Below are 16,977 nucleotides of genomic sequence, written 5' to 3' on the forward strand. Positions count from 1 at the left end.
GTCAAGTTAAAGGGCTATTCGTGACAGGTTTTTACCTGGAGGGGGTGAACCTGTCAAGATAAAGGGCTATTCGTGACAGGTTTTTACCTGAACGGTGTGAACCTGTCAAGATAATGTGTTATTGATGACAGCTTTTCGCCTGAAGGGGGTGAACCTGTCAAGATAAAGGGCTATTCGTGACAGGTTTTTACCTGGAGGGGGTGAACCTGTCAAGATAAAGGGCTATTCGTGACAGGTTTTTACCTGAACGGTGTGAACCTGTCAAGATAATGTGTTATTGATGACAACATTTCGCCTGAAGGGGGTGAACCTGTCAAGATAATGTGTTATTCGTGACAGCTTTTCGCCTGAAGGGGGTGAACCTGTCAAGATAATGTGTTATTGATGACAACATTTCGCCTGAAGGGGATGAACCTGTCAAGATAATAGACTAATTAATGACAACTCTTACTAGGTAATACTAGGAACTATTAAAGCTGTTGATAGAGTAAAATGATGACTAAATTTCCTTCCTTGACTACTTTAAGCCTGGAAAATTCTCTTCATTGACTAATCTTACAAAATCCGTGAAAACTTCTGATATATCGACAACTTCTCCTATTGAAATTTCCTCCTAAAGAGGTATGTTTAAGGTAGATGATGGAATATAAGGAGTGGTTTTTATGGGCCTTGTATCAATAGTAGCAAGAGAGGATTTCATTTCATTGGTAACAGATTATGGGACTCATCAGAAGGTCGATGATATCAGATTTAAAGAATTAATACCTAATACAGCGGTAATTGCTTACTCAGGTGATGAAGAATATGCCTTGATGGCTGCCAATGCTGCCGAAAGTCTTGTTATGCAAGGTTTCAGTCTTAAGGAACTGGCTGAATCAATTCAGTCATTGATCAATGATCTCACACTCATGGTGGATGGACAGCCCTTTGAAGCTGTGGTCGCAGGGTACTCTCAAAACGGAGAAGCACAGTATCATGTCATATCCAATATAAAGCCTCTGGAATCCTATTATCCTCGTACTGGTGAAAGTCTCTACTATGTAAACGGTCATGAATCTATGCTTGTACTTGAGAATTCCTTGAAGATGTATGGCATGGGGACAGTCGACCAGGCACAGGCTGCACAAATCCATCTGTTGCAGGAAGCTTCGAAGTTCATCCCAAACGTTCATACCAACGCATCATCACATGTTCTCAAAAAAGTAAATTAAAACCGCCCTGGGGATTTTATTAATCATTCTGTTTTAGGGTGCATAACTTATAAATGACAATGAAAATGGCGTGTAAACTGACATCAGTTATGACACGCCTTTTTTTATTTATTTTCTTATCCCAAAAAACACTCTTAATCATCATAAACCAGCAGCCTCGACAATGTAAGTAATATAAACCTCTTTTACCTCTATTCTCTTACTTAAGTTTTTTGTACCTAGGTGTATTTCCCGATTCAATTTCTCCTCAGACACTACCTATGTTGTTTCATAAATCTTTTAGGGATACTGTCCATATTGCATGTATCTGACTTATGTTTTAACCAGGAAAACAAGGGAATTATCGTTAATACCTATTTTAGAAACATATATTGATCATAGAAGCTAAAAGAGAAATGTTGACTTGAATTTTTGTTATTAAGGGCACGCGGGATAAACTCAAACCAATATAAGGGGGCACAAGATGAAGTTTTCAGGGGTAGGCTTAGTTATACTAGCCGCAATATGCTGGGGCATTAGTGGAGGGATTGCCGATATTTTAATGACCAAAGGCTGGGACCCTATTGTGATTTCACTTTACCGGGGCGCAGTTGGATTTTTATGTTTTTTCGCGTGGCTTCTCTTCCGCTTTAGACAGAATTTGACCTCCTCTACACGCTTATTCTTATGGTCCCTATTGGCGGGTGTTGGTGTAGCAGGAAATTTTACTTTTTATTTTCTAAGTATTCAAGCTTCCAGCATTGCTGTAGCTGCTACTTTAATGTACACGGCGCCTGTCTTCGTCCTCTTAATATCTTTTTTGTTGCGAATAGAACGTTCAACCTGGTTTAAATGGGGGTGCATTGCAGGTGTACTTATAGGCATTACCCTGCTTACAGGTGCCTACAACACAGAAACGGTTTCAGTGAGTTTTCTAGGAGTGGCAGCGGGGCTAGCTGCTGGTCTTTCCTATGCATTGTTTATATTTGGATTTAAAAATGCCTCGTCTATCGGAAATCCGCAGACAACGTTAACCATTGCATTTTTTTCATTGTGTCTCATCCTTTTTCTTTTTGCAGACAAAGATGAAGCAGTTGCTGTGGCTACGTCAAGCGACATAGGATGGTTTCTTCTATTAGGGGTCGTGGGTGCTGGCATTTCATTTATATTTTATGTGATTGGCATTCGCAGGACTGCTCCAACAACTGCTTCCATGGTTGCTATGGTAGAGCCGGTGACAGCTTCATTATTTGGAGTGCTGATTATCGGAGATCAATTGACCACCATTCAACTTTTTGGAATGATGGTCATCTTGGCTACGATCACTATACTTAGTGTGAAGCAATCTAACTGAGCAAGCTTGCCTTCACTCAAATAAATAAAGGGTGGCACAATAAGAAAAATGGCGCGGACAAATTTCCGCGCCATTTGCTATGTTTTTAACGTTGCACCCCAAAACAGAACAATTTTGGGGTAATTCGAGAATTTTGAATGCATTAAAGTGCATACTTAAGTACGAAATTGCCAAGGAACAGCAATGCAATCATATAAAGTGCAGGCTGTATTTCCCGGCCTTTTCCCATCAACAGTTTTAGGAGCGGGTATAGGATAAACCCAATCGCCATTCCATCAGCAATGCTGTAGGTTAATGGGATTAATACGATAATCAGAAGTGCCGGGAAGCTTTCCATCAAATCGTCAAGCTTGATGTTCGTTATATTCTGAAGCATCAATATTCCTATCAAAATCAATACCGGTGATACCGCACTTTCAGGTACTACTTTAATAACAGGAATGAGCACGATTGAAGCTAGGAACAGGACACCTGTAGTAATACTCGTTAATCCTGTTCGGCCGCCAGCGGCTATCCCAGCAGCACTTTCTACAGATGATACTGTTGGGCTCGTGCCGAAAATACCTGCAGTGGCAACCGAAATCGAATTAGCCTGGAGTGCCTTCTTACTTTTTTGAGTCTGATTAAGCATTTTTGTATGGCCATGGATCAGACCAATATTTTCAAAAATGACGACCATTGCAAGAGAAAAGGCTGTCAGCCAGAAAACAAAATTACCTGCCTGGGCAAATGACAGCTGCCCAAAAACAGATGTGTACTCACCAATAGCCGGCATACTCCACGATACTCCACCACTTCCGAAGTCCCCGAAAAGAAGGGAAAGTACAGATGTGAAAACAATGCTCAGCAATAGATTGCCAGGAATATTTTTAATAAATAAGACGACTGTGACAATTAAACCAATCAATGTGATGAGCGCAGTTGAGCTGCTAAGGTCCCCGATTTCTAGCAGGGTATGCTCCGAGCTTGTAATTATCCCGCTATTATCAAAACCAATTAAAATCAACAGTATTCCTATACCGACTGTAATTGCCTCTTTCAACGAGTCAGGAATGGATGCAATGATGGTTTTTGCCAGCGGAGTGAAGGCTAAAACCATGAACAGGATACCAGATACAAAAACCATTGCTAGAGCTTCCTGCCAAGTGAAACCGCCGGATTGCACGATTGAATATGTAAACATCGCATTTAACCCCATGCCAGGAATCACTAGAATTGGAGTGTTGCTCCAGAATCCCATAAGCAAACAGCCTGCGAACACGGTAAGAATCGTAGCAATGATTCCAGCTTCAAGTGGAATGCCTGCTGCTGCTAATATTGTTGCGTTGACAATGATAATGTATACAACTGTGATATAGGAAATAAGGCCTGCAGATAACTCTCTTCCAAACGTTGTACCATGTGCCTGTAATTGAAATAATTTATCCATTTTTTCTCCTCTCTCTTTTACAGATAAATTTTTCCGTTTTGAAACGAATGAAAATATCGTACCATAAACTTGTGCTATATTGAAAATATATAATTTATATTAAAATCATATCTTTTTTAAATAGAAGGAGTTTTTATGGATATTAGACAAATGCGTTATTTCATCGCAATCGCCGAAGAAAAGAATATAACAGCTGCAGCACATAGACTACATATGTCACAGCCGCCATTAAGCCTTCAATTAAAGCAAATGGAAGAAGAATTAGGAGTGTTGCTGGTTGAGCGTCATGGAAAAAAGCTTGAATTGACTGATAAGGGACAGTTGCTATATAGACATGCACTAAACATTGTCCATGCCTTTGAGGAAGTTAAAAATGAACTTCAAGAGACGGATGAGGGGAGGAAAGGTAATTTATCAGTTGGGATCAACACTCTATCTGTGCCGGAATTTCCCGAATGGTTGCAAGCATTTCACTCTTCCTTTCCGCTAGTCTATTTACGGATTGTACAAAATGATTCTGCTTACTTGGCTGAACTTGTAAAAAATCGAACAATTGAACTGGGGCTGGTCAGGCTTCCATTGGCCAATCAAGATCTTAACTACCTTCATTTATATAATGAATCATTCGTTTTCGTTTGCAGGCAAAATGGACAAGACAAGATATCCATAAAAGAAATCAGCGACTATCCACTCATTCTTCCATCTACAGAGGGACTGGGCAGCTTTAATATAATCCACGATGCCTTTACAAAAGTGCAGCTGCCGCTCCAGGTCATTTGTGAATGCTCGGATATGAATGTACTGATGCAAATGGTATCCTCAGGTATTGGGTCAACCATAGTTCCTGAATCTGTTTTTCAATCATATGGATATTCGAATCTCTTTGCCCGAAAAATTTCAGATGCCGAGTTGGTTTCATCTGTAGGGCTGATCTGGTTAAAACAACATCACCTCTCGAAACCGGCAAGAAACTTCATCGGGTTGGTAAAACAGAGGCTTGGCATAACTGAAAACGGTCATGAATAAAAGGAATTTATTCTTCCAATAATAACTGCAAATTCTTTTGCAGAAAGGAAGGTGTCATGCTTTGAATCTTCTTGAGGTAATGAAGGATGCATTCGGCCCTTTTATGGATGGTGAAAAAAAGCCGTTGCATGTCGGAGAAGTAATGAATCTGTGGTTTTATCTTCATGGAACCGAACAAACTCTCCGATATGACCAGCACGCTTACAATTTAGCACAGAATCCTGAACTCAAAGAAAAAATCATGGATATCATCGAAAATGTACACAGACCCATGATCGAAGAATTAACACAGTTTTTCAAAGATGAAGGAATCCCTCTCCCTGATGTTGGAGCGGAAAAGATAATTGGTGAATATCAGTCCCTTCCAGAAGGGGCAAGGATGAATGATGAGGAAATTGCCAATCTGATTGCCTATAATCTTGTAGTAGGAATCACTTCTGCAACAAGGGGAATTACTGAATCTGTCAGGTCAGATGTTGGTTACTTATTTGCAAAATACCATATGATGAAAATCACCTTTTCTTTGACATTTAAATCGCTTATGCAGGAAAAAGGATGGTTAAGAGTTCCACCATACTATATTACCGGTAAACAGTAAAAGCAGCGTCAAATGACGCTGCTTTTTTAAATGTCGATTCCATGCTGAAGGTAAAAACTTTTCTTTGAAAATAATTTTCACTTGCTATGGAGCCTATAATTGATAAAATGATATTTAGTTCAGAATTGTCTTAAAAGCCAGAAGGAGGATCACCATGGAAGAATCATTTTTACAATCCGTCAAATATGATGGTGAAAAACTATATATATTAGACCAAACAAAACTTCCCCAGGCAACAGAATTCCTTGAAATCGAGAATATTGAAGATGTATGGGACGCGATTAAACAGCTTAAAGTAAGAGGTGCTCCAGCGATTGGCATTGCGGCTGCTTACGGCCTTTCCCTTGGCATCAAGGAAGCTCCTGAAAGTGACTATGACACATTTTATGAGTTTTTTAAAGAGAAAGCAGATTATCTTGCCACATCTCGGCCAACTGCAGTCAATTTATTCTGGGCTTTGAAGAGGATGGATACATGTGCTAAGCAATCAAGCTCTAAGCCTGTAGCGGAAATAAAAAGTCTATTGGAACAGGAAGCTCATCTGATTCGCCAGGAGGATGAAAATGTCTGCAATTCCATTGGCGAGAATGCTTTAACTTTATTTAAAGACGGCATGACTGTGTTAACTCATTGCAACGCTGGCGGCATTGCCACAGCAAGATATGGAACAGCGCTTGCGCCAATCTATTTGGCTAAAGAACGCGGAATGGATATAAAGGTGTACGCGGATGAAACCCGTCCGTTGCTACAGGGGGCGCGCTTGACAGCGTGGGAATTAATGCAGGCTGGAATCGATGTTACCCTGATCACTGACAGTATGGCCGCTATGGTCATGCAACAGGGAAAGGTCCAGGCAGTCATCGTGGGGTGCGATCGCGTAGCAGCTAACGGAGACGTAGCCAATAAAATTGGCACATATGGTGTTGCATTGCTCGCAAAAGCCCATAATATCCCTTTCTATGTCGCTGCACCTCTATCGACAATTGATCTTGAGACAAAAACTGGGGATGAAATACCTATTGAAGAACGAGCAGCTGAGGAAATCACTGCTGGTTTTGGAAAATTGACAGCACCTGATGGAGTCAAGGTTTTCAACCCTGCATTTGATGTAACACCACATCACTTAATAACAGCAATCATTACAGAAAAAGGAATCATGCGAGGAAACTACAGCGAAGAACTGCCGCGTTTATTTGGACAATAAGCATAGTTTATGTCAGGGATGCACTCCCTGGCATTTTTTATGTTGGCTGGGATGGAGATGGTTTGTTTTAAAATGGGGCATAGTTCTAAGACAATTGCTTGTGTGTCGGTGATTAGTCGAAGGTGACCCAGGTTCGGACAAAACTCCGTGAGAGGAAGATGATTTTGTTTGAAGGTGACCTAGGTTCGACAAAGCTGTACATGCGGTGCGGTCTAAGCTTGTACATACTACTTATCAGTCCTGAAGATACTAAGAAATTCACCCCAGTAACAACTTCTTTATAAAATTCACATAATCCTCAAATTTTCTCACTTTTCCACTTTCATTATCTTTGTATACTTGGGATATCCTACTTGTAAATTAACCCAAGGAGGTTTTTCCTATGGTCAAAAAAGCGATTGTGGCTGGGATTCTTGCTGGACTGGTTTTGGTTGCCATTTTCCAGCAGTTTTATACAATCGAGGAACCACAAGCAATTGAAGCATCAAAAGCAACTACAGGAATTGGGGCGGGTATGGCAGCTCCTAATTTCAAATTGAAAAACCTCGCCGGTGAAGAGGTAAGCTTGAAGGACTACAGAGGTAAAAAGGTGATGCTGAACTTTTGGGCTACTTGGTGTCCGCCCTGTAAAGAAGAAATGCCGGCGATGGAGCAATTTTACAAAGAAAAGTCGAAGGATGTTGAAATACTGGCCGTAAATCTGGATCCCCAGAATAATGTAAAATCATTTGTGAAAGATAATAATTTAACCTTCCCTATACTGCTTGATCAAGATGGATCAACACAGCAAACATACTCGATCATATCGATTCCCACAACATTTATAATCGATGAGCAGGGATTGATTTTAAAAAAACACATCGGTTCGATGACATACGCTCAAATGCAGGAACTCACGAAGTAACACCAGTACAATCTACTGGTGTTTTTTTATGGTAAAAATTGCATGGGCAATACACGAAATTAGCGGGTATGAATAAAATACGATTAAATTTTCAAAAAGTTGTAATAATTGCAACCGTTTCCGGACATAATAACTGTTACAATGATGACAAAGGATGGTGAACACGATGAGAAAACCTAGAAAGCGTTCTTTTCAAGAGCTTGTTATGGAAAATAAACGCCAACTTCTAAATGACCGTGATGCACTCGAGAAGATCGAGGCTAAATTGGAGCAAAAACACTTGGGAAAAGCTGAGTAAATATCATACATTACCATTTATGAAAACCTCTTCTTTAGGAGAAACTTATTCTAGAGGAGGGATATACATGAGCAATCCTAAAAGGGACAGTAAGCATTATGTTCCAAGCCACCTCGGCACACAGCCGCGTGGTTTCAGTGGCAATAAAGGGAAGAAAATGAATGATAAATCGGGTGAACATGCCCAGGTAATACAAACTAAAGGTGAATAACTGGGTGAATATGCCTGCCAATTACTTGGCGGGCCTTTATTTTGCCAACAAAAGATATCCACTGTTTTCCGCTAATAATTGATATGGCTAGTTGCATACTATTGATGTACTTTTCAGAAGGAGGTACTTTATCATGGCAAACAATACACCAAAGCCAGATGATCGAAGCGATAACGTAGAAAAGCTGCAGTCTATGATCCATCATACGATTGAAAACATGGAAGATGCGGAAGCTGCAATGGTCAACTCGAGTCCTGAAGACCAGCAAAGAATCAAGGCAAAGAATGAGCGCCGCAGAGAAAGTATTGATGCCTTCAGGGCTGAAATTAAGGATGAAGCGCATAACCAGCAGTAAACCCAAAGGACCCGTCAACAGGCGGGTCTTTTTCCGTTTGGTTGAAAATGTGATAATATACGGAATGTAAACTAAACAACGAAAACTCTTTAGATAAAGAAGTGATTTAGATGGATCGACAAAAAAAGCAAATTCCCATGGATGAACAGATTAAGCTGTGGGAAGAGGAGATAAATACAAAAGGTTTTATTCAGGATGAAGCCAGCTTGATCACCGCAATCAGGAAACTGTCAAAAACGGAAGACCGTAAGCAGCTGTCTCAAACCCTGACTCTGGCTGCACAATCGAGAGCCCAGCGAAACGGGTATGATTCTCTCGTCCTTGAGTGGTTAAGGACTGCGATTGAACACGATACAGCAAACAAGAAGGCAAAATCCCTGCTGGCGAGAAATCAATGGAAAAATAAAGGGGATCTATTTGACCAGCTAGTTTATCCTCGGATCAGGGAAACTGATAATCGGGCATTAAAAAAGAAAACAGCAGAGCAGTACATAAATATTTCACAGCAATTCCTGTCACATGCTGAAGAAGAGCTGGATGACCTTCAAGCCCAGCAGCTTGAAGCAGGCTCTGAAGCTGAGGCTAAATTCAAAAGGCTGACCAATTTGCTGGAGCAGGCTGTAGAAGAGACTGCAGCCCTCTTGAAAGCAACAGAGCTATATGAAGAGTCGGTTACCGGAGTGTTTCACACAGCTGTCCATTATGAAGAAATGCAGAAAAGACTTCAAACCCTGGAAGGAATCAAGCTAAACTGGGAAGAAGAATTTGCTGAGGAATCGGAAAGCCAAAAACGATCTGAAATTGATCCTTTGGCCGAACTTAACAAAATGATAGGACTTGAATCGGTCAAGGAGAGAGTGAATGATTTTTACCGATTCTTGAAATATCAGAAAAAAAGGAAAGAGCTTGGTCTGCAAACGAAGGATGATCAAAGCTTGAATATGGTGCTGACCGGGAATCCAGGAACAGGGAAAACTTCATTAGCACGATTGCTTGCCAAAATTTATCACCAGCTGGGAGTACTGCCGCGGGAAGAAATAATTGAGGCGGATCGTTCCCAGCTTGTAGGGGCTTATGTTGGTCAAACAGAAGAAAATGTCAGAAAGGTCGTCGAGCAAGCTCTGGGTGGAGTGCTATTTATTGATGAGGCTTACAGTCTAAAGCGGGAAGGCCAGACTGGAAATGATTATGGCCAAACTGCTATTGATACTCTCGTTTCCTTAATGACCGGGAAAGAGTATGGCGGCAAATTCGCCGTGATTCTTGCTGGGTACCCAGAAGAGATGAGACAATTTCTTGATGCGAATCCAGGTTTAAGATCACGGTTCCCTCAATCAAATTTAATTCATCTACCTGATTATTCGAATAGTGAGCTATTACAAATCGCTGAGCAAGCTGCACAGGATAACGATTATGCCATGACAGAAACCGCAAAGCTCGAACTAACGGATCGTATCGAAAAGGAAAGAGTCGATGACACCTTTGGAAATGCCAGGACGGTACGCAACCTTGTTTTGGAAGCGATTTTTAAAAAGGGATCAAAGCAAAGTGAAGAACATGACTTTTCGACCTATACCTTATTGGAAAAAGAGGATTTTGAATCTACAGCAAATATTTCAGCTGAAAAACCACTCGACAAACTGAATGCACTCGTAGGATTGGACACTGTAAAAACAGAGGTTACCTCCCTGATCTCCTTCGTGAGGATGCAGCAGCTGCGAAAGGAAAAAGGACTGCCTGCTGTGCCGATCCAGCTCCACTCTGTATTCACCGGGAATCCTGGAACAGGAAAAACGACCGTAGCCAAGATTTACGCTGAACTTTTAAAGGAATGCGGCATGTTGAAGAGGGGGCACTTAATTGTCAGCAGCCGGGCGGATTTTGTCGCTGGTTACGTTGGACAGACAGCCATCAAAACAAAGAATAAAATCCGTGAGGCGCTCGGAGGAGTATTATTTATTGATGAGGCATACGCTCTTCTTGGACAAAGCTCGGGTGATTTTGGCAAGGAAGTGATTGATACTCTTGTCGATGAAATGACAAGACATAATGAAAATCTAGTCGTGATTCTTGCAGGCTATCCTGCTGAAATGGATATGCTGCTGGAAAGCAATCCTGGCCTAAGATCACGGTTCAAGAAGTTTTTCCACTTTCCTGACTATAGTGTGGGTGATTTGCTGCTCATCATCAGAAACTACGCTGGCAAGTATCAATATAGAATGGGGACCGAAGCTGAAGCGTTTTTGACTGAGCAACTTTCAGAAACAGAAATAAAAGGGAATGGGCGATTCGCCACAAACTTAGTGGATGAAGCGATTCAATCCCAGGCATTTCGGTTGATTGACTACGACCATTTAGACGATTTGGATGAGGATGTTCTATACCTGGAAAAACAGGATTTTGAAGCGGCTTTAAAAAAACTTTTAGGATGAAAATCCTTGAAAAATAAAGGGGAATACCAATGATAATTTCTACAAGGGAGATTGAGGTTCGATACGCGGAAACAGACCAGATGGGGGTCGTATATCACGCTAATTATCTGGTGTGGATGGAGCTGGGCAGAACACAGTTGATCAAAGAGCTTGGCTTTAATTATGCAGAGATGGAGAAGGATGGAATCATTTCACCTGTACTTGATATACAGGCTTCCTATAAAAAACCATTGAGATATGGAGATACAGCTACAATTAAGACCTGGGTGGATGAGTATGATGGAATCCGCTCTGTCTATAAATATGAAATCTTCGATGGGGAAGGGGAGCTTGCTTTGACTGGAAGCTCAAAACATGTCTGTGTTAAAAAAGACAGCTTCCGTCCGATTTCTTTGAAAAGGAGCTATCCTGACTGGCATGCAGCTTATTTACAGGCCATGAGAAAGCCGGAAGCTGAAAAGGAGCAGGTCTGATTGGCTTTCGGGATTAAACGCCCTGAACTGGATGAATGGAAAGCGAAAATAGACAGAGGAGAACTCGCTTTCCTCACGCACTATTGGCTGGATGACCGCTTCCCGGACTGTTCAACGGTTACGAAGGTGGGATGCAGGGATCTTGAAAGGTTAGCTGAGTGGGGGAGAAAGTATGGTTTGCGGCCAGAGTGGATTGACAAAAGGAAGGCCAATTACCCTCATTTCGATCTTTTAGGAACGAAGCAGGCTGAAATTTTAAAACAGGAGGGTATTGAAAGCCCCCTCATAAAAGGTGAAAAATAAGGCAGGCGCTTTCGCGTCTGCCTTATTTCTTTTCAAATTTAAAGTCAGGTTCATGGCCAACCGGGTGGAGTTCCACGATCATATCATGGCCATCAAAATACCAAATATCTTTTTCTTCAATATAATAGGTGATCCCATTTTTTTCTGTTTTAACACCAATGTGATCCGGTTCTTCCTTGGAGACACCTAATGAAAAACCTTTCTGGATTGAACTGAAACCGCCGTACCGGACAAAAAATCGCAAATAGCTTCCGGATGAAAGGTCCATTTCATTTTCATACCATGCTGCTGCATCATCATTAATTGTAATTTTCATATTGTTCTCCTTCCATACCAGATAGAACGATTATAACATAAGCAATGCCCGGTCTTCATGGACCGGGCTTTCTCACATTTATTCTTTTATTAATTGAGTCATATGATGCATGATCTCATTGTATTTATTTTCAGCTTCAGCAAGGCCGTATTGACCGGCTTGTTGCAATGGAACAACTCGGTAATTACTTTGCCTGCTGCTCGAAACAAAGGTTGGAAGGAAATCAGGGTTTTGCAATACGACTTTATTGCCATCGGGTGTAATGGTTTTTATTATTTCAACAGTAGCGAGACCGCCGATATCTTTATAGTCCCACATTTGACCTGACAGGAAATTTCCCAGAGAGTAGAAGACCAATGCCTTTCTGCCGTCCGTCGCCATCAGCCATTCCATAGGCTGAAGAACATGAGGATGATGACCAAAGATGATGTCAACACCTTCATTGATGAGAAACTGGGCAAGCTCTTTTTGATCAATGGTAGGGAAACGCTGGTATTCATTTCCCCAATGGATACTCATAACGACAATGTCTGATTCTGTTCGGGCGCGGTGAATCTCCGCTTTCATTGCTTCTCGGTCAATCAGGTTTACTAGGTGGTTCTTTCCAAAAGGGACGGGGATGCCATTTGTTCCATAGGTGTATGACAAATATGAAACATTTATCCCATTTCTATTTAGGATCCGCAATTCTTGCTTGTCTGCATCGTCCTTATACGAACCAACATAAGGAAGACCGGTCGCTTCCAAATTCTTTATGGATGCAAGAACACCCTTTTCAGATTTATCAAGGGAATGATTATTTGCATTCGATACAATATCCACCCCTGCATCGATCAATGCCTCTCCAACTTCAACCGGGCTATTGAAACTAGGGTAGCTTGATAAGCCGATTTCTTCACCGCCAAGAAGTGTTTCCTGATTCGCCAGCAAAAGATCCGGTTCTATCAAGTATTCTTTGACATTACTGAGCATTGGTTTGAAATCATACCCTGGATTCACAAAGGCATCTTCATAAACTGTATCGTGGATCAGGATGTCCCCGATTGCTCCAATCTTTACTGTTTCTACAAAACTCTTGCCGCTAACATCAAAGCTTCTTTCAAGATGGGATTTTTGAGATTTCATTTTAATACTTGGTGCCTTTGCCTCGGCTTCATGGTACATCTGGAATGTTAATACAGATGCCAAAACACCTAAGCCAGTAAACAAGGCCAGTCCATAAGGTTTTTTCTTCTTTTTTCTCATGGTAATCTCCCCAGATTAGAATGAGGCATTTTTATTTTTTCGCCTCTAAGGATAATATATTATAAGAATGGTGTTAAATGTATAATTTTCAGTATGATATTCACTATTTTGTCAAAATTCGATAATCTTTTTTTAAAAAAGGATATGGAAGAAAGTGACTAAAAAAGGGGGAGAGGACTTGTTCAAAATAACAGAAAGTGCATCTAAAATTTTGCGTCAGGCAATACGGAAAGAGAGCAAGGATGGGGAAAAGCTATATGTCCGACTGACGATGGGAATCGGCTGAGGAGGACCTCAGCTTCGGGTCGCTCTGGAAGAGCAGCCATTAAGAAATGATCAGATTTTTACATTTGAAGAGGTTTCTATCCTGATTCATGAAGGTGATTCAGTTTATTTCACTGATACAAAACTGGATTATGTAAAAGATGTTTTTGGCACGGGAAAGTTCAAACTGCTAAAAGTGTAAGCAGTAATGCAAAAAAAATGCGGTTCTTCGGGAATCGCATTTTTCTAATAACTAATTTTGTGAGGGGAATTTCTAGTCTATTTTCAAATTAGGAAATCCAATAATCAGTAAGAAACTTAGTGAATCATATTACCATTCCATTTTCTCCAGGAAATCCAATAGTTCATCCATATTCTTTATCTTGACCGCAGAAGGATCATTTTTTTCATTGTCAGGATTTTCAGTGAGAATTTCTACAATAAAATCATCAGGCGACGTGACATCAGCGGTTGTGGTTGTAAACACAAAACTTTCAGCCTGCTTAATAACTTCTTCCATTACAATCCGCCTTCTTTCCCTTATTCTTACCTACATTTTACCAGTCAAAGGAAGAGATGAACGATTTTCAATATGACAATTTTTCGAATAATCGAATGACCTCCACATTAACCAGCAGGAAGCGAAAATTTAAATATCGTTTTAAAGGGTTGAGTGGTAACACTCAATTCGCCCCCATGGTTTTCGATTATTTGCTTGCAGATTGCCAATCCCATCCCTGTGCCTCCTGTTTTTGTAGTGTAAAATGGAGAGAAAATCTTCTTTAGGGTGCATTCATCAATCCCGCCGCCGTTATCGATGACACTTACGGCAACTGAATCCCTATCCTTACTTACAACTAATTTTATAGAAGCCTTTGTATGATGATTTCCTTCAACAGCCTCGATTGCATTTTTTAACAAATTGACCAGCACCTGTTTAAGCGCATTTTTATCTACAAATACATACAACTCTTCACCAGGAAATTCACCACTGATTTCGATATCTTTCAGAATTGCCTCGCTTGAGAATAGCTTGATCATACTTGCTGCCAACTCGTTCATAGACAGCTTCTCTTTCTCAGAAGAGCCAGGTTTTAAAACAGAAAGAAAATCAGTAAGTAAGCTGTTAGCACGGTTAATTTCATCAAGAGCTACGTCTACGAACTCCTGCTTGCCAACAGCCTGAAGTTCCGGCTTCAGCAACTGGATAAAACCCTTGAGCGTTGTCAGTGGGTTTCTTATTTCATGGGCTAAGCCGGCTGCTAAATGGCTTGCTGAAACAGCTTGATATTCTCCTGTGGCAGTTTGAATGGCTTTTTGAAGGATCATTAAAGTCTGCTCTTTTTCAACAATTTCCTGTTCAAGTTTTAAACTTTTGCTTTGGAGATCTGCTTTTTTTTGATCTAAATCATTCATTATCAAATCATCCTTCGATATAGCGAGTTTATGAATCAAGAAAGATTTTTTGCTTGTTGGGCCAGCTTGGGATAGTGGTTGATGCATATCCATCTCCGTGCTGAAATGAAAGGGTTTAGAGCATGCTATTACTTGGATTTCGTTCACCTCTTTTTCCAGTGTAGGTTGAACTTGATTAGTTTGAAGCATTATAGTTTCGGGTAATTTCATCAGGAATTCACATCCTTTAAACTTGGCAGTCTAAATTCGATTTCTTTCGAATGTATATGACATAATCATTTAAATTATACCAGCAAAAACACTTTATTTGTTATAAAGAACAAAAAATATTTTATACAGAACTTACCGTTCAAAAGGAGCTATTAGATGGATAAAGCCATTCAGTTATTTAGAGAATTTCTAATTGATAGAGAAGAAAAAATTCTGATCAATATATTGGATTCAATTGATGATAATCAGCCTGAAGCATTCATTAAATTAACCAGCCAAACTAAACTTAGTTTTTATAAAGAACAAGTAAGAGAATTAATCCATTTGCTTGAAAGTCATTTAATCGGAGAATCAGACGATGAAAAAATCAAGGATTGGGGTAAGAGGGTGAGTGAAGATAAAGTGCGTTTCGGACTCTCTCTCAGTCAATCCATTCAGCATTTTAATGGTATTCGCGGTGCATTGTGGGAGGAACTCTCGATAATGGCCGATAATAATAAAAATCTTAGTGCAGGCCAAAGTTTAAGAGTGTGTAATCTTATAAATGAGTTCATTGACGGCCTGATTATCATTTTCACTAATTCTTATACTGGACAGGCCAATAAGCGGCTTCGGGCACAGCAAGAAGTTATTGATGAACTGAGCACACCAGTCATTTCTATTGTTGACGGGGTAGCTGTCCTGCCGATCATTGGTGATATAGATACACACAGAGCAAGGATCCTGATGGAGTACACCCTTCGGGAAACGAATAATAAGGAAGTTGACTGCCTGATCATGGATCTTTCAGGCGTATTCATTGTTGATACAATGGTTGCCCAGGAATTATTTAAAATCATTGACAGTCTTAAACTGACAGGAGTTGACGTGAACCTGACCGGAATGAGGCCAGAACTGGCTCATTCAGTGGTTACTCTTGGCATCAATTTTGATAATGTCAAAATGTATAACAATCTTGGACAGGCATTGAAGGCCTTTGGAATCGTCCGAAAATAAAAAGCCGGCAAACCTGTTTATATGGGTATGCCGGCCTGTATTTTTATTCTCTTAAGTTTTAAAGCCACTTTATTTTCGGCTCTGTTTTGTTGCGGATTCTTTCAAGATTAGCGCGATGCCTGTAAATGACGAAGCTGGCCAGGACAGCGACTACTATGATCAAAGGGAGATCCTGGGTAAACAGCGAGTAAATGAACGCGGCTATACCGGTTAGAATCGATGATAGGGAAACATACTTTGTTATGTACAAGCTGATGAAAAAGATAATGAGCATGAATAAGAACAATACCGGTATATACGCCAGTAAAACACCTCCGGAAGTAGCGACCGCTTTACCTCCACGGAATCCAGCGAAAACAGGGTACATATGGCCGATTACAGCAAAAACCCCTACTAAAAGCATATGGAGATCAGCATTCAGCAGCAAAGGCAGACTAGCTGCAAGAGTCCCTTTCAAGACATCAGCTATACTTACGACTAAACCTGCTTTAACTCCCAGCGTCCGGAATGTATTTGTACCGCCTAAATTCCCGCTCCCATGTTCACGGATGTCTTTCCCATAGAACACTTTTCCGATAATGAGACCAGAGGGTATTGATCCCAGCAAGTAAGCTAGAATAATGATGATTGCGTTTAATGCCATGAAATTTTCTCCTTTTAAGATTTTAAGGTTCTTTTATTTTACCATGTTCTCTTAAAAACTCCATGCAATTCTTGAACAAAAACTGTTTTGTTCATGAATGGCTGAAGTTC

General features: G+C 40.6%; 19 protein-coding genes. 13 read left to right on the forward strand and 6 right to left on the reverse strand.

Annotated elements, in window-relative coordinates; translation table 11 throughout:
• Window positions 1-662 precede the first annotated feature (662 nt).
• Window positions 663-1,211 (forward strand): hypothetical protein, encoded by a 549-nt coding sequence (locus J7I80_RS17670; RefSeq protein WP_214739951.1) that lies wholly within the window; start codon window positions 663-665, stop codon window positions 1,209-1,211.
• Between the two features lie 463 nt (window positions 1,212-1,674).
• Window positions 1,675-2,544 (forward strand): DMT family transporter, encoded by an 870-nt coding sequence (locus J7I80_RS17675; RefSeq protein ID WP_214739954.1) that lies wholly within the window; start codon window positions 1,675-1,677, stop codon window positions 2,542-2,544.
• 142 nt (window positions 2,545-2,686) lie between these two features.
• Here the strand turns inward: J7I80_RS17675 and J7I80_RS17680 are convergent, their stop codons facing one another.
• Window positions 2,687-3,973: an NCS2 family permease gene (locus J7I80_RS17680; RefSeq protein WP_214739956.1), complete on the reverse strand. Its 1,287-nt coding sequence runs from the start codon at window positions 3,971-3,973 to the stop codon at window positions 2,687-2,689.
• Between the two features lie 135 nt (window positions 3,974-4,108).
• On the opposite strand from J7I80_RS17680, the gene J7I80_RS17685 reads away from it, so the two are divergent.
• From J7I80_RS17685 to J7I80_RS17730, 10 genes are all read left to right on the forward strand, one after another.
• Window positions 4,109-4,999, forward strand: a complete 891-nt coding sequence (locus J7I80_RS17685; protein WP_214739958.1) for a LysR family transcriptional regulator — start codon at window positions 4,109-4,111, stop codon at window positions 4,997-4,999.
• Window positions 5,000-5,060: 61 nt separating this feature from the next.
• A complete protein-coding gene (locus tag J7I80_RS17690; RefSeq protein WP_214739960.1) occupies window positions 5,061-5,597 on the forward strand; it encodes a DUF3231 family protein in 537 nt (178 codons plus the stop codon).
• Between the two features lie 154 nt (window positions 5,598-5,751).
• Complete coding sequence (gene mtnA / locus J7I80_RS17695) at window positions 5,752-6,801, forward strand: S-methyl-5-thioribose-1-phosphate isomerase (RefSeq protein WP_214739962.1); 1,050 nt, start codon at window positions 5,752-5,754, stop codon at window positions 6,799-6,801.
• Window positions 6,802-7,183: 382 nt separating this feature from the next.
• The gene (locus tag J7I80_RS17700) at window positions 7,184-7,705 is read left to right on the forward strand and encodes a redoxin domain-containing protein (protein WP_214739964.1); all 522 of its coding nucleotides are present in this window, start codon (window positions 7,184-7,186) and stop codon (window positions 7,703-7,705) included.
• A 166-nt stretch (window positions 7,706-7,871) separates the two neighbouring features.
• On the forward strand, window positions 7,872-8,003 hold the full coding sequence (locus tag J7I80_RS17705) for an FbpB family small basic protein (RefSeq protein WP_144480839.1): 132 nt from the start codon (window positions 7,872-7,874) through the stop codon (window positions 8,001-8,003).
• Window positions 8,004-8,070: 67 nt separating this feature from the next.
• Window positions 8,071-8,214 carry an acid-soluble spore protein N gene (locus J7I80_RS17710; RefSeq protein WP_023627804.1) on the forward strand — a complete coding sequence of 48 codons (144 nt, stop codon included), beginning with the start codon at window positions 8,071-8,073 and terminating at the stop codon, window positions 8,212-8,214.
• Window positions 8,215-8,347: 133 nt separating this feature from the next.
• On the forward strand, window positions 8,348-8,569 hold the full coding sequence (gene tlp / locus J7I80_RS17715) for a small acid-soluble spore protein Tlp (protein WP_214739966.1): 222 nt from the start codon (window positions 8,348-8,350) through the stop codon (window positions 8,567-8,569).
• Between the two features lie 110 nt (window positions 8,570-8,679).
• A complete protein-coding gene (locus J7I80_RS17720) occupies window positions 8,680-11,001 on the forward strand; it encodes an AAA family ATPase (protein ID WP_214739968.1) in 2,322 nt (773 codons plus the stop codon).
• Between the two features lie 29 nt (window positions 11,002-11,030).
• Window positions 11,031-11,474 (forward strand): acyl-CoA thioesterase, encoded by a 444-nt coding sequence (locus tag J7I80_RS17725; RefSeq protein WP_214739971.1) that lies wholly within the window; start codon window positions 11,031-11,033, stop codon window positions 11,472-11,474.
• Window positions 11,475-11,777 (forward strand): hypothetical protein, encoded by a 303-nt coding sequence (locus tag J7I80_RS17730; protein WP_214739973.1) that lies wholly within the window; start codon window positions 11,475-11,477, stop codon window positions 11,775-11,777.
• 22 nt (window positions 11,778-11,799) lie between these two features.
• Here the strand turns inward: J7I80_RS17730 and J7I80_RS17735 are convergent, their stop codons facing one another.
• The 4 genes from J7I80_RS17735 to J7I80_RS17750 all read right to left on the reverse strand — a co-directional run bounded on the left by J7I80_RS17735 (window position 11,800) and on the right by J7I80_RS17750 (window position 15,228).
• Window positions 11,800-12,093 (reverse strand): HesB/YadR/YfhF family protein, encoded by a 294-nt coding sequence (locus J7I80_RS17735; protein ID WP_214739975.1) that lies wholly within the window; start codon window positions 12,091-12,093, stop codon window positions 11,800-11,802.
• Between the two features lie 78 nt (window positions 12,094-12,171).
• Window positions 12,172-13,338, reverse strand: a complete 1,167-nt coding sequence (locus tag J7I80_RS17740) for a CapA family protein (protein WP_214739977.1) — start codon at window positions 13,336-13,338, stop codon at window positions 12,172-12,174.
• 595 nt (window positions 13,339-13,933) lie between these two features.
• A complete protein-coding gene (locus J7I80_RS17745; RefSeq protein WP_214739979.1) occupies window positions 13,934-14,122 on the reverse strand; it encodes a hypothetical protein in 189 nt (62 codons plus the stop codon).
• 107 nt (window positions 14,123-14,229) lie between these two features.
• Window positions 14,230-15,228, reverse strand: a complete 999-nt coding sequence (locus J7I80_RS17750; RefSeq protein ID WP_214739981.1) for a sensor histidine kinase — start codon at window positions 15,226-15,228, stop codon at window positions 14,230-14,232.
• A gap of 156 nt (window positions 15,229-15,384) precedes the next feature.
• Here J7I80_RS17750 and J7I80_RS17755 point away from each other — a divergent pair, with 156 nt between their 5' ends.
• On the forward strand, window positions 15,385-16,224 hold the full coding sequence (locus J7I80_RS17755) for an STAS domain-containing protein (RefSeq protein ID WP_214739983.1): 840 nt from the start codon (window positions 15,385-15,387) through the stop codon (window positions 16,222-16,224).
• A gap of 58 nt (window positions 16,225-16,282) precedes the next feature.
• On the opposite strand, the gene plsY is transcribed toward J7I80_RS17755, so the two are convergent.
• A complete protein-coding gene (gene plsY, locus J7I80_RS17760; RefSeq protein WP_192472341.1) occupies window positions 16,283-16,867 on the reverse strand; it encodes a glycerol-3-phosphate 1-O-acyltransferase PlsY in 585 nt (194 codons plus the stop codon).
• Between the last annotated feature and the right edge of the window lie 110 nt (window positions 16,868-16,977).

Source organism: Bacillus sp. ISL-41 (assembly GCF_018613235.1).
GTDB lineage: Bacteria > Bacillota > Bacilli > Bacillales > Cytobacillaceae > Mesobacillus.

Coding starts and splice junctions, on each gene's coding strand:
- J7I80_RS17670 (WP_214739951.1), top strand. CDS start 663: ATGGGCCTTGTATCAATAGTAGCAAGAGAGGATTTCATTTCATTGGTA.
- J7I80_RS17675 (WP_214739954.1), top strand. CDS start 1,675: ATGAAGTTTTCAGGGGTAGGCTTAGTTATACTAGCCGCAATATGCTGG.
- J7I80_RS17680 (WP_214739956.1), bottom strand. CDS start 3,973: ATGGATAAATTATTTCAATTACAGGCACATGGTACAACGTTTGGAAGA.
- J7I80_RS17685 (WP_214739958.1), top strand. CDS start 4,109: ATGGATATTAGACAAATGCGTTATTTCATCGCAATCGCCGAAGAAAAG.
- mtnA (WP_214739962.1), top strand. CDS start 5,752: ATGGAAGAATCATTTTTACAATCCGTCAAATATGATGGTGAAAAACTA.
- J7I80_RS17700 (WP_214739964.1), top strand. CDS start 7,184: ATGGTCAAAAAAGCGATTGTGGCTGGGATTCTTGCTGGACTGGTTTTG.
- J7I80_RS17705 (WP_144480839.1), top strand. CDS start 7,872: ATGAGAAAACCTAGAAAGCGTTCTTTTCAAGAGCTTGTTATGGAAAAT.
- J7I80_RS17710 (WP_023627804.1), top strand. CDS start 8,071: ATGAGCAATCCTAAAAGGGACAGTAAGCATTATGTTCCAAGCCACCTC.
- tlp (WP_214739966.1), top strand. CDS start 8,348: ATGGCAAACAATACACCAAAGCCAGATGATCGAAGCGATAACGTAGAA.
- J7I80_RS17720 (WP_214739968.1), top strand. CDS start 8,680: ATGGATCGACAAAAAAAGCAAATTCCCATGGATGAACAGATTAAGCTG.
- J7I80_RS17725 (WP_214739971.1), top strand. CDS start 11,031: ATGATAATTTCTACAAGGGAGATTGAGGTTCGATACGCGGAAACAGAC.
- J7I80_RS17735 (WP_214739975.1), bottom strand. CDS start 12,093: ATGAAAATTACAATTAATGATGATGCAGCAGCATGGTATGAAAATGAA.
- J7I80_RS17740 (WP_214739977.1), bottom strand. CDS start 13,338: ATGAGAAAAAAGAAGAAAAAACCTTATGGACTGGCCTTGTTTACTGGC.
- J7I80_RS17745 (WP_214739979.1), bottom strand. CDS start 14,122: ATGGAAGAAGTTATTAAGCAGGCTGAAAGTTTTGTGTTTACAACCACA.
- J7I80_RS17750 (WP_214739981.1), bottom strand. CDS start 15,228: ATGAAATTACCCGAAACTATAATGCTTCAAACTAATCAAGTTCAACCT.
- J7I80_RS17755 (WP_214739983.1), top strand. CDS start 15,385: ATGGATAAAGCCATTCAGTTATTTAGAGAATTTCTAATTGATAGAGAA.
- plsY (WP_192472341.1), bottom strand. CDS start 16,867: ATGGCATTAAACGCAATCATCATTATTCTAGCTTACTTGCTGGGATCA.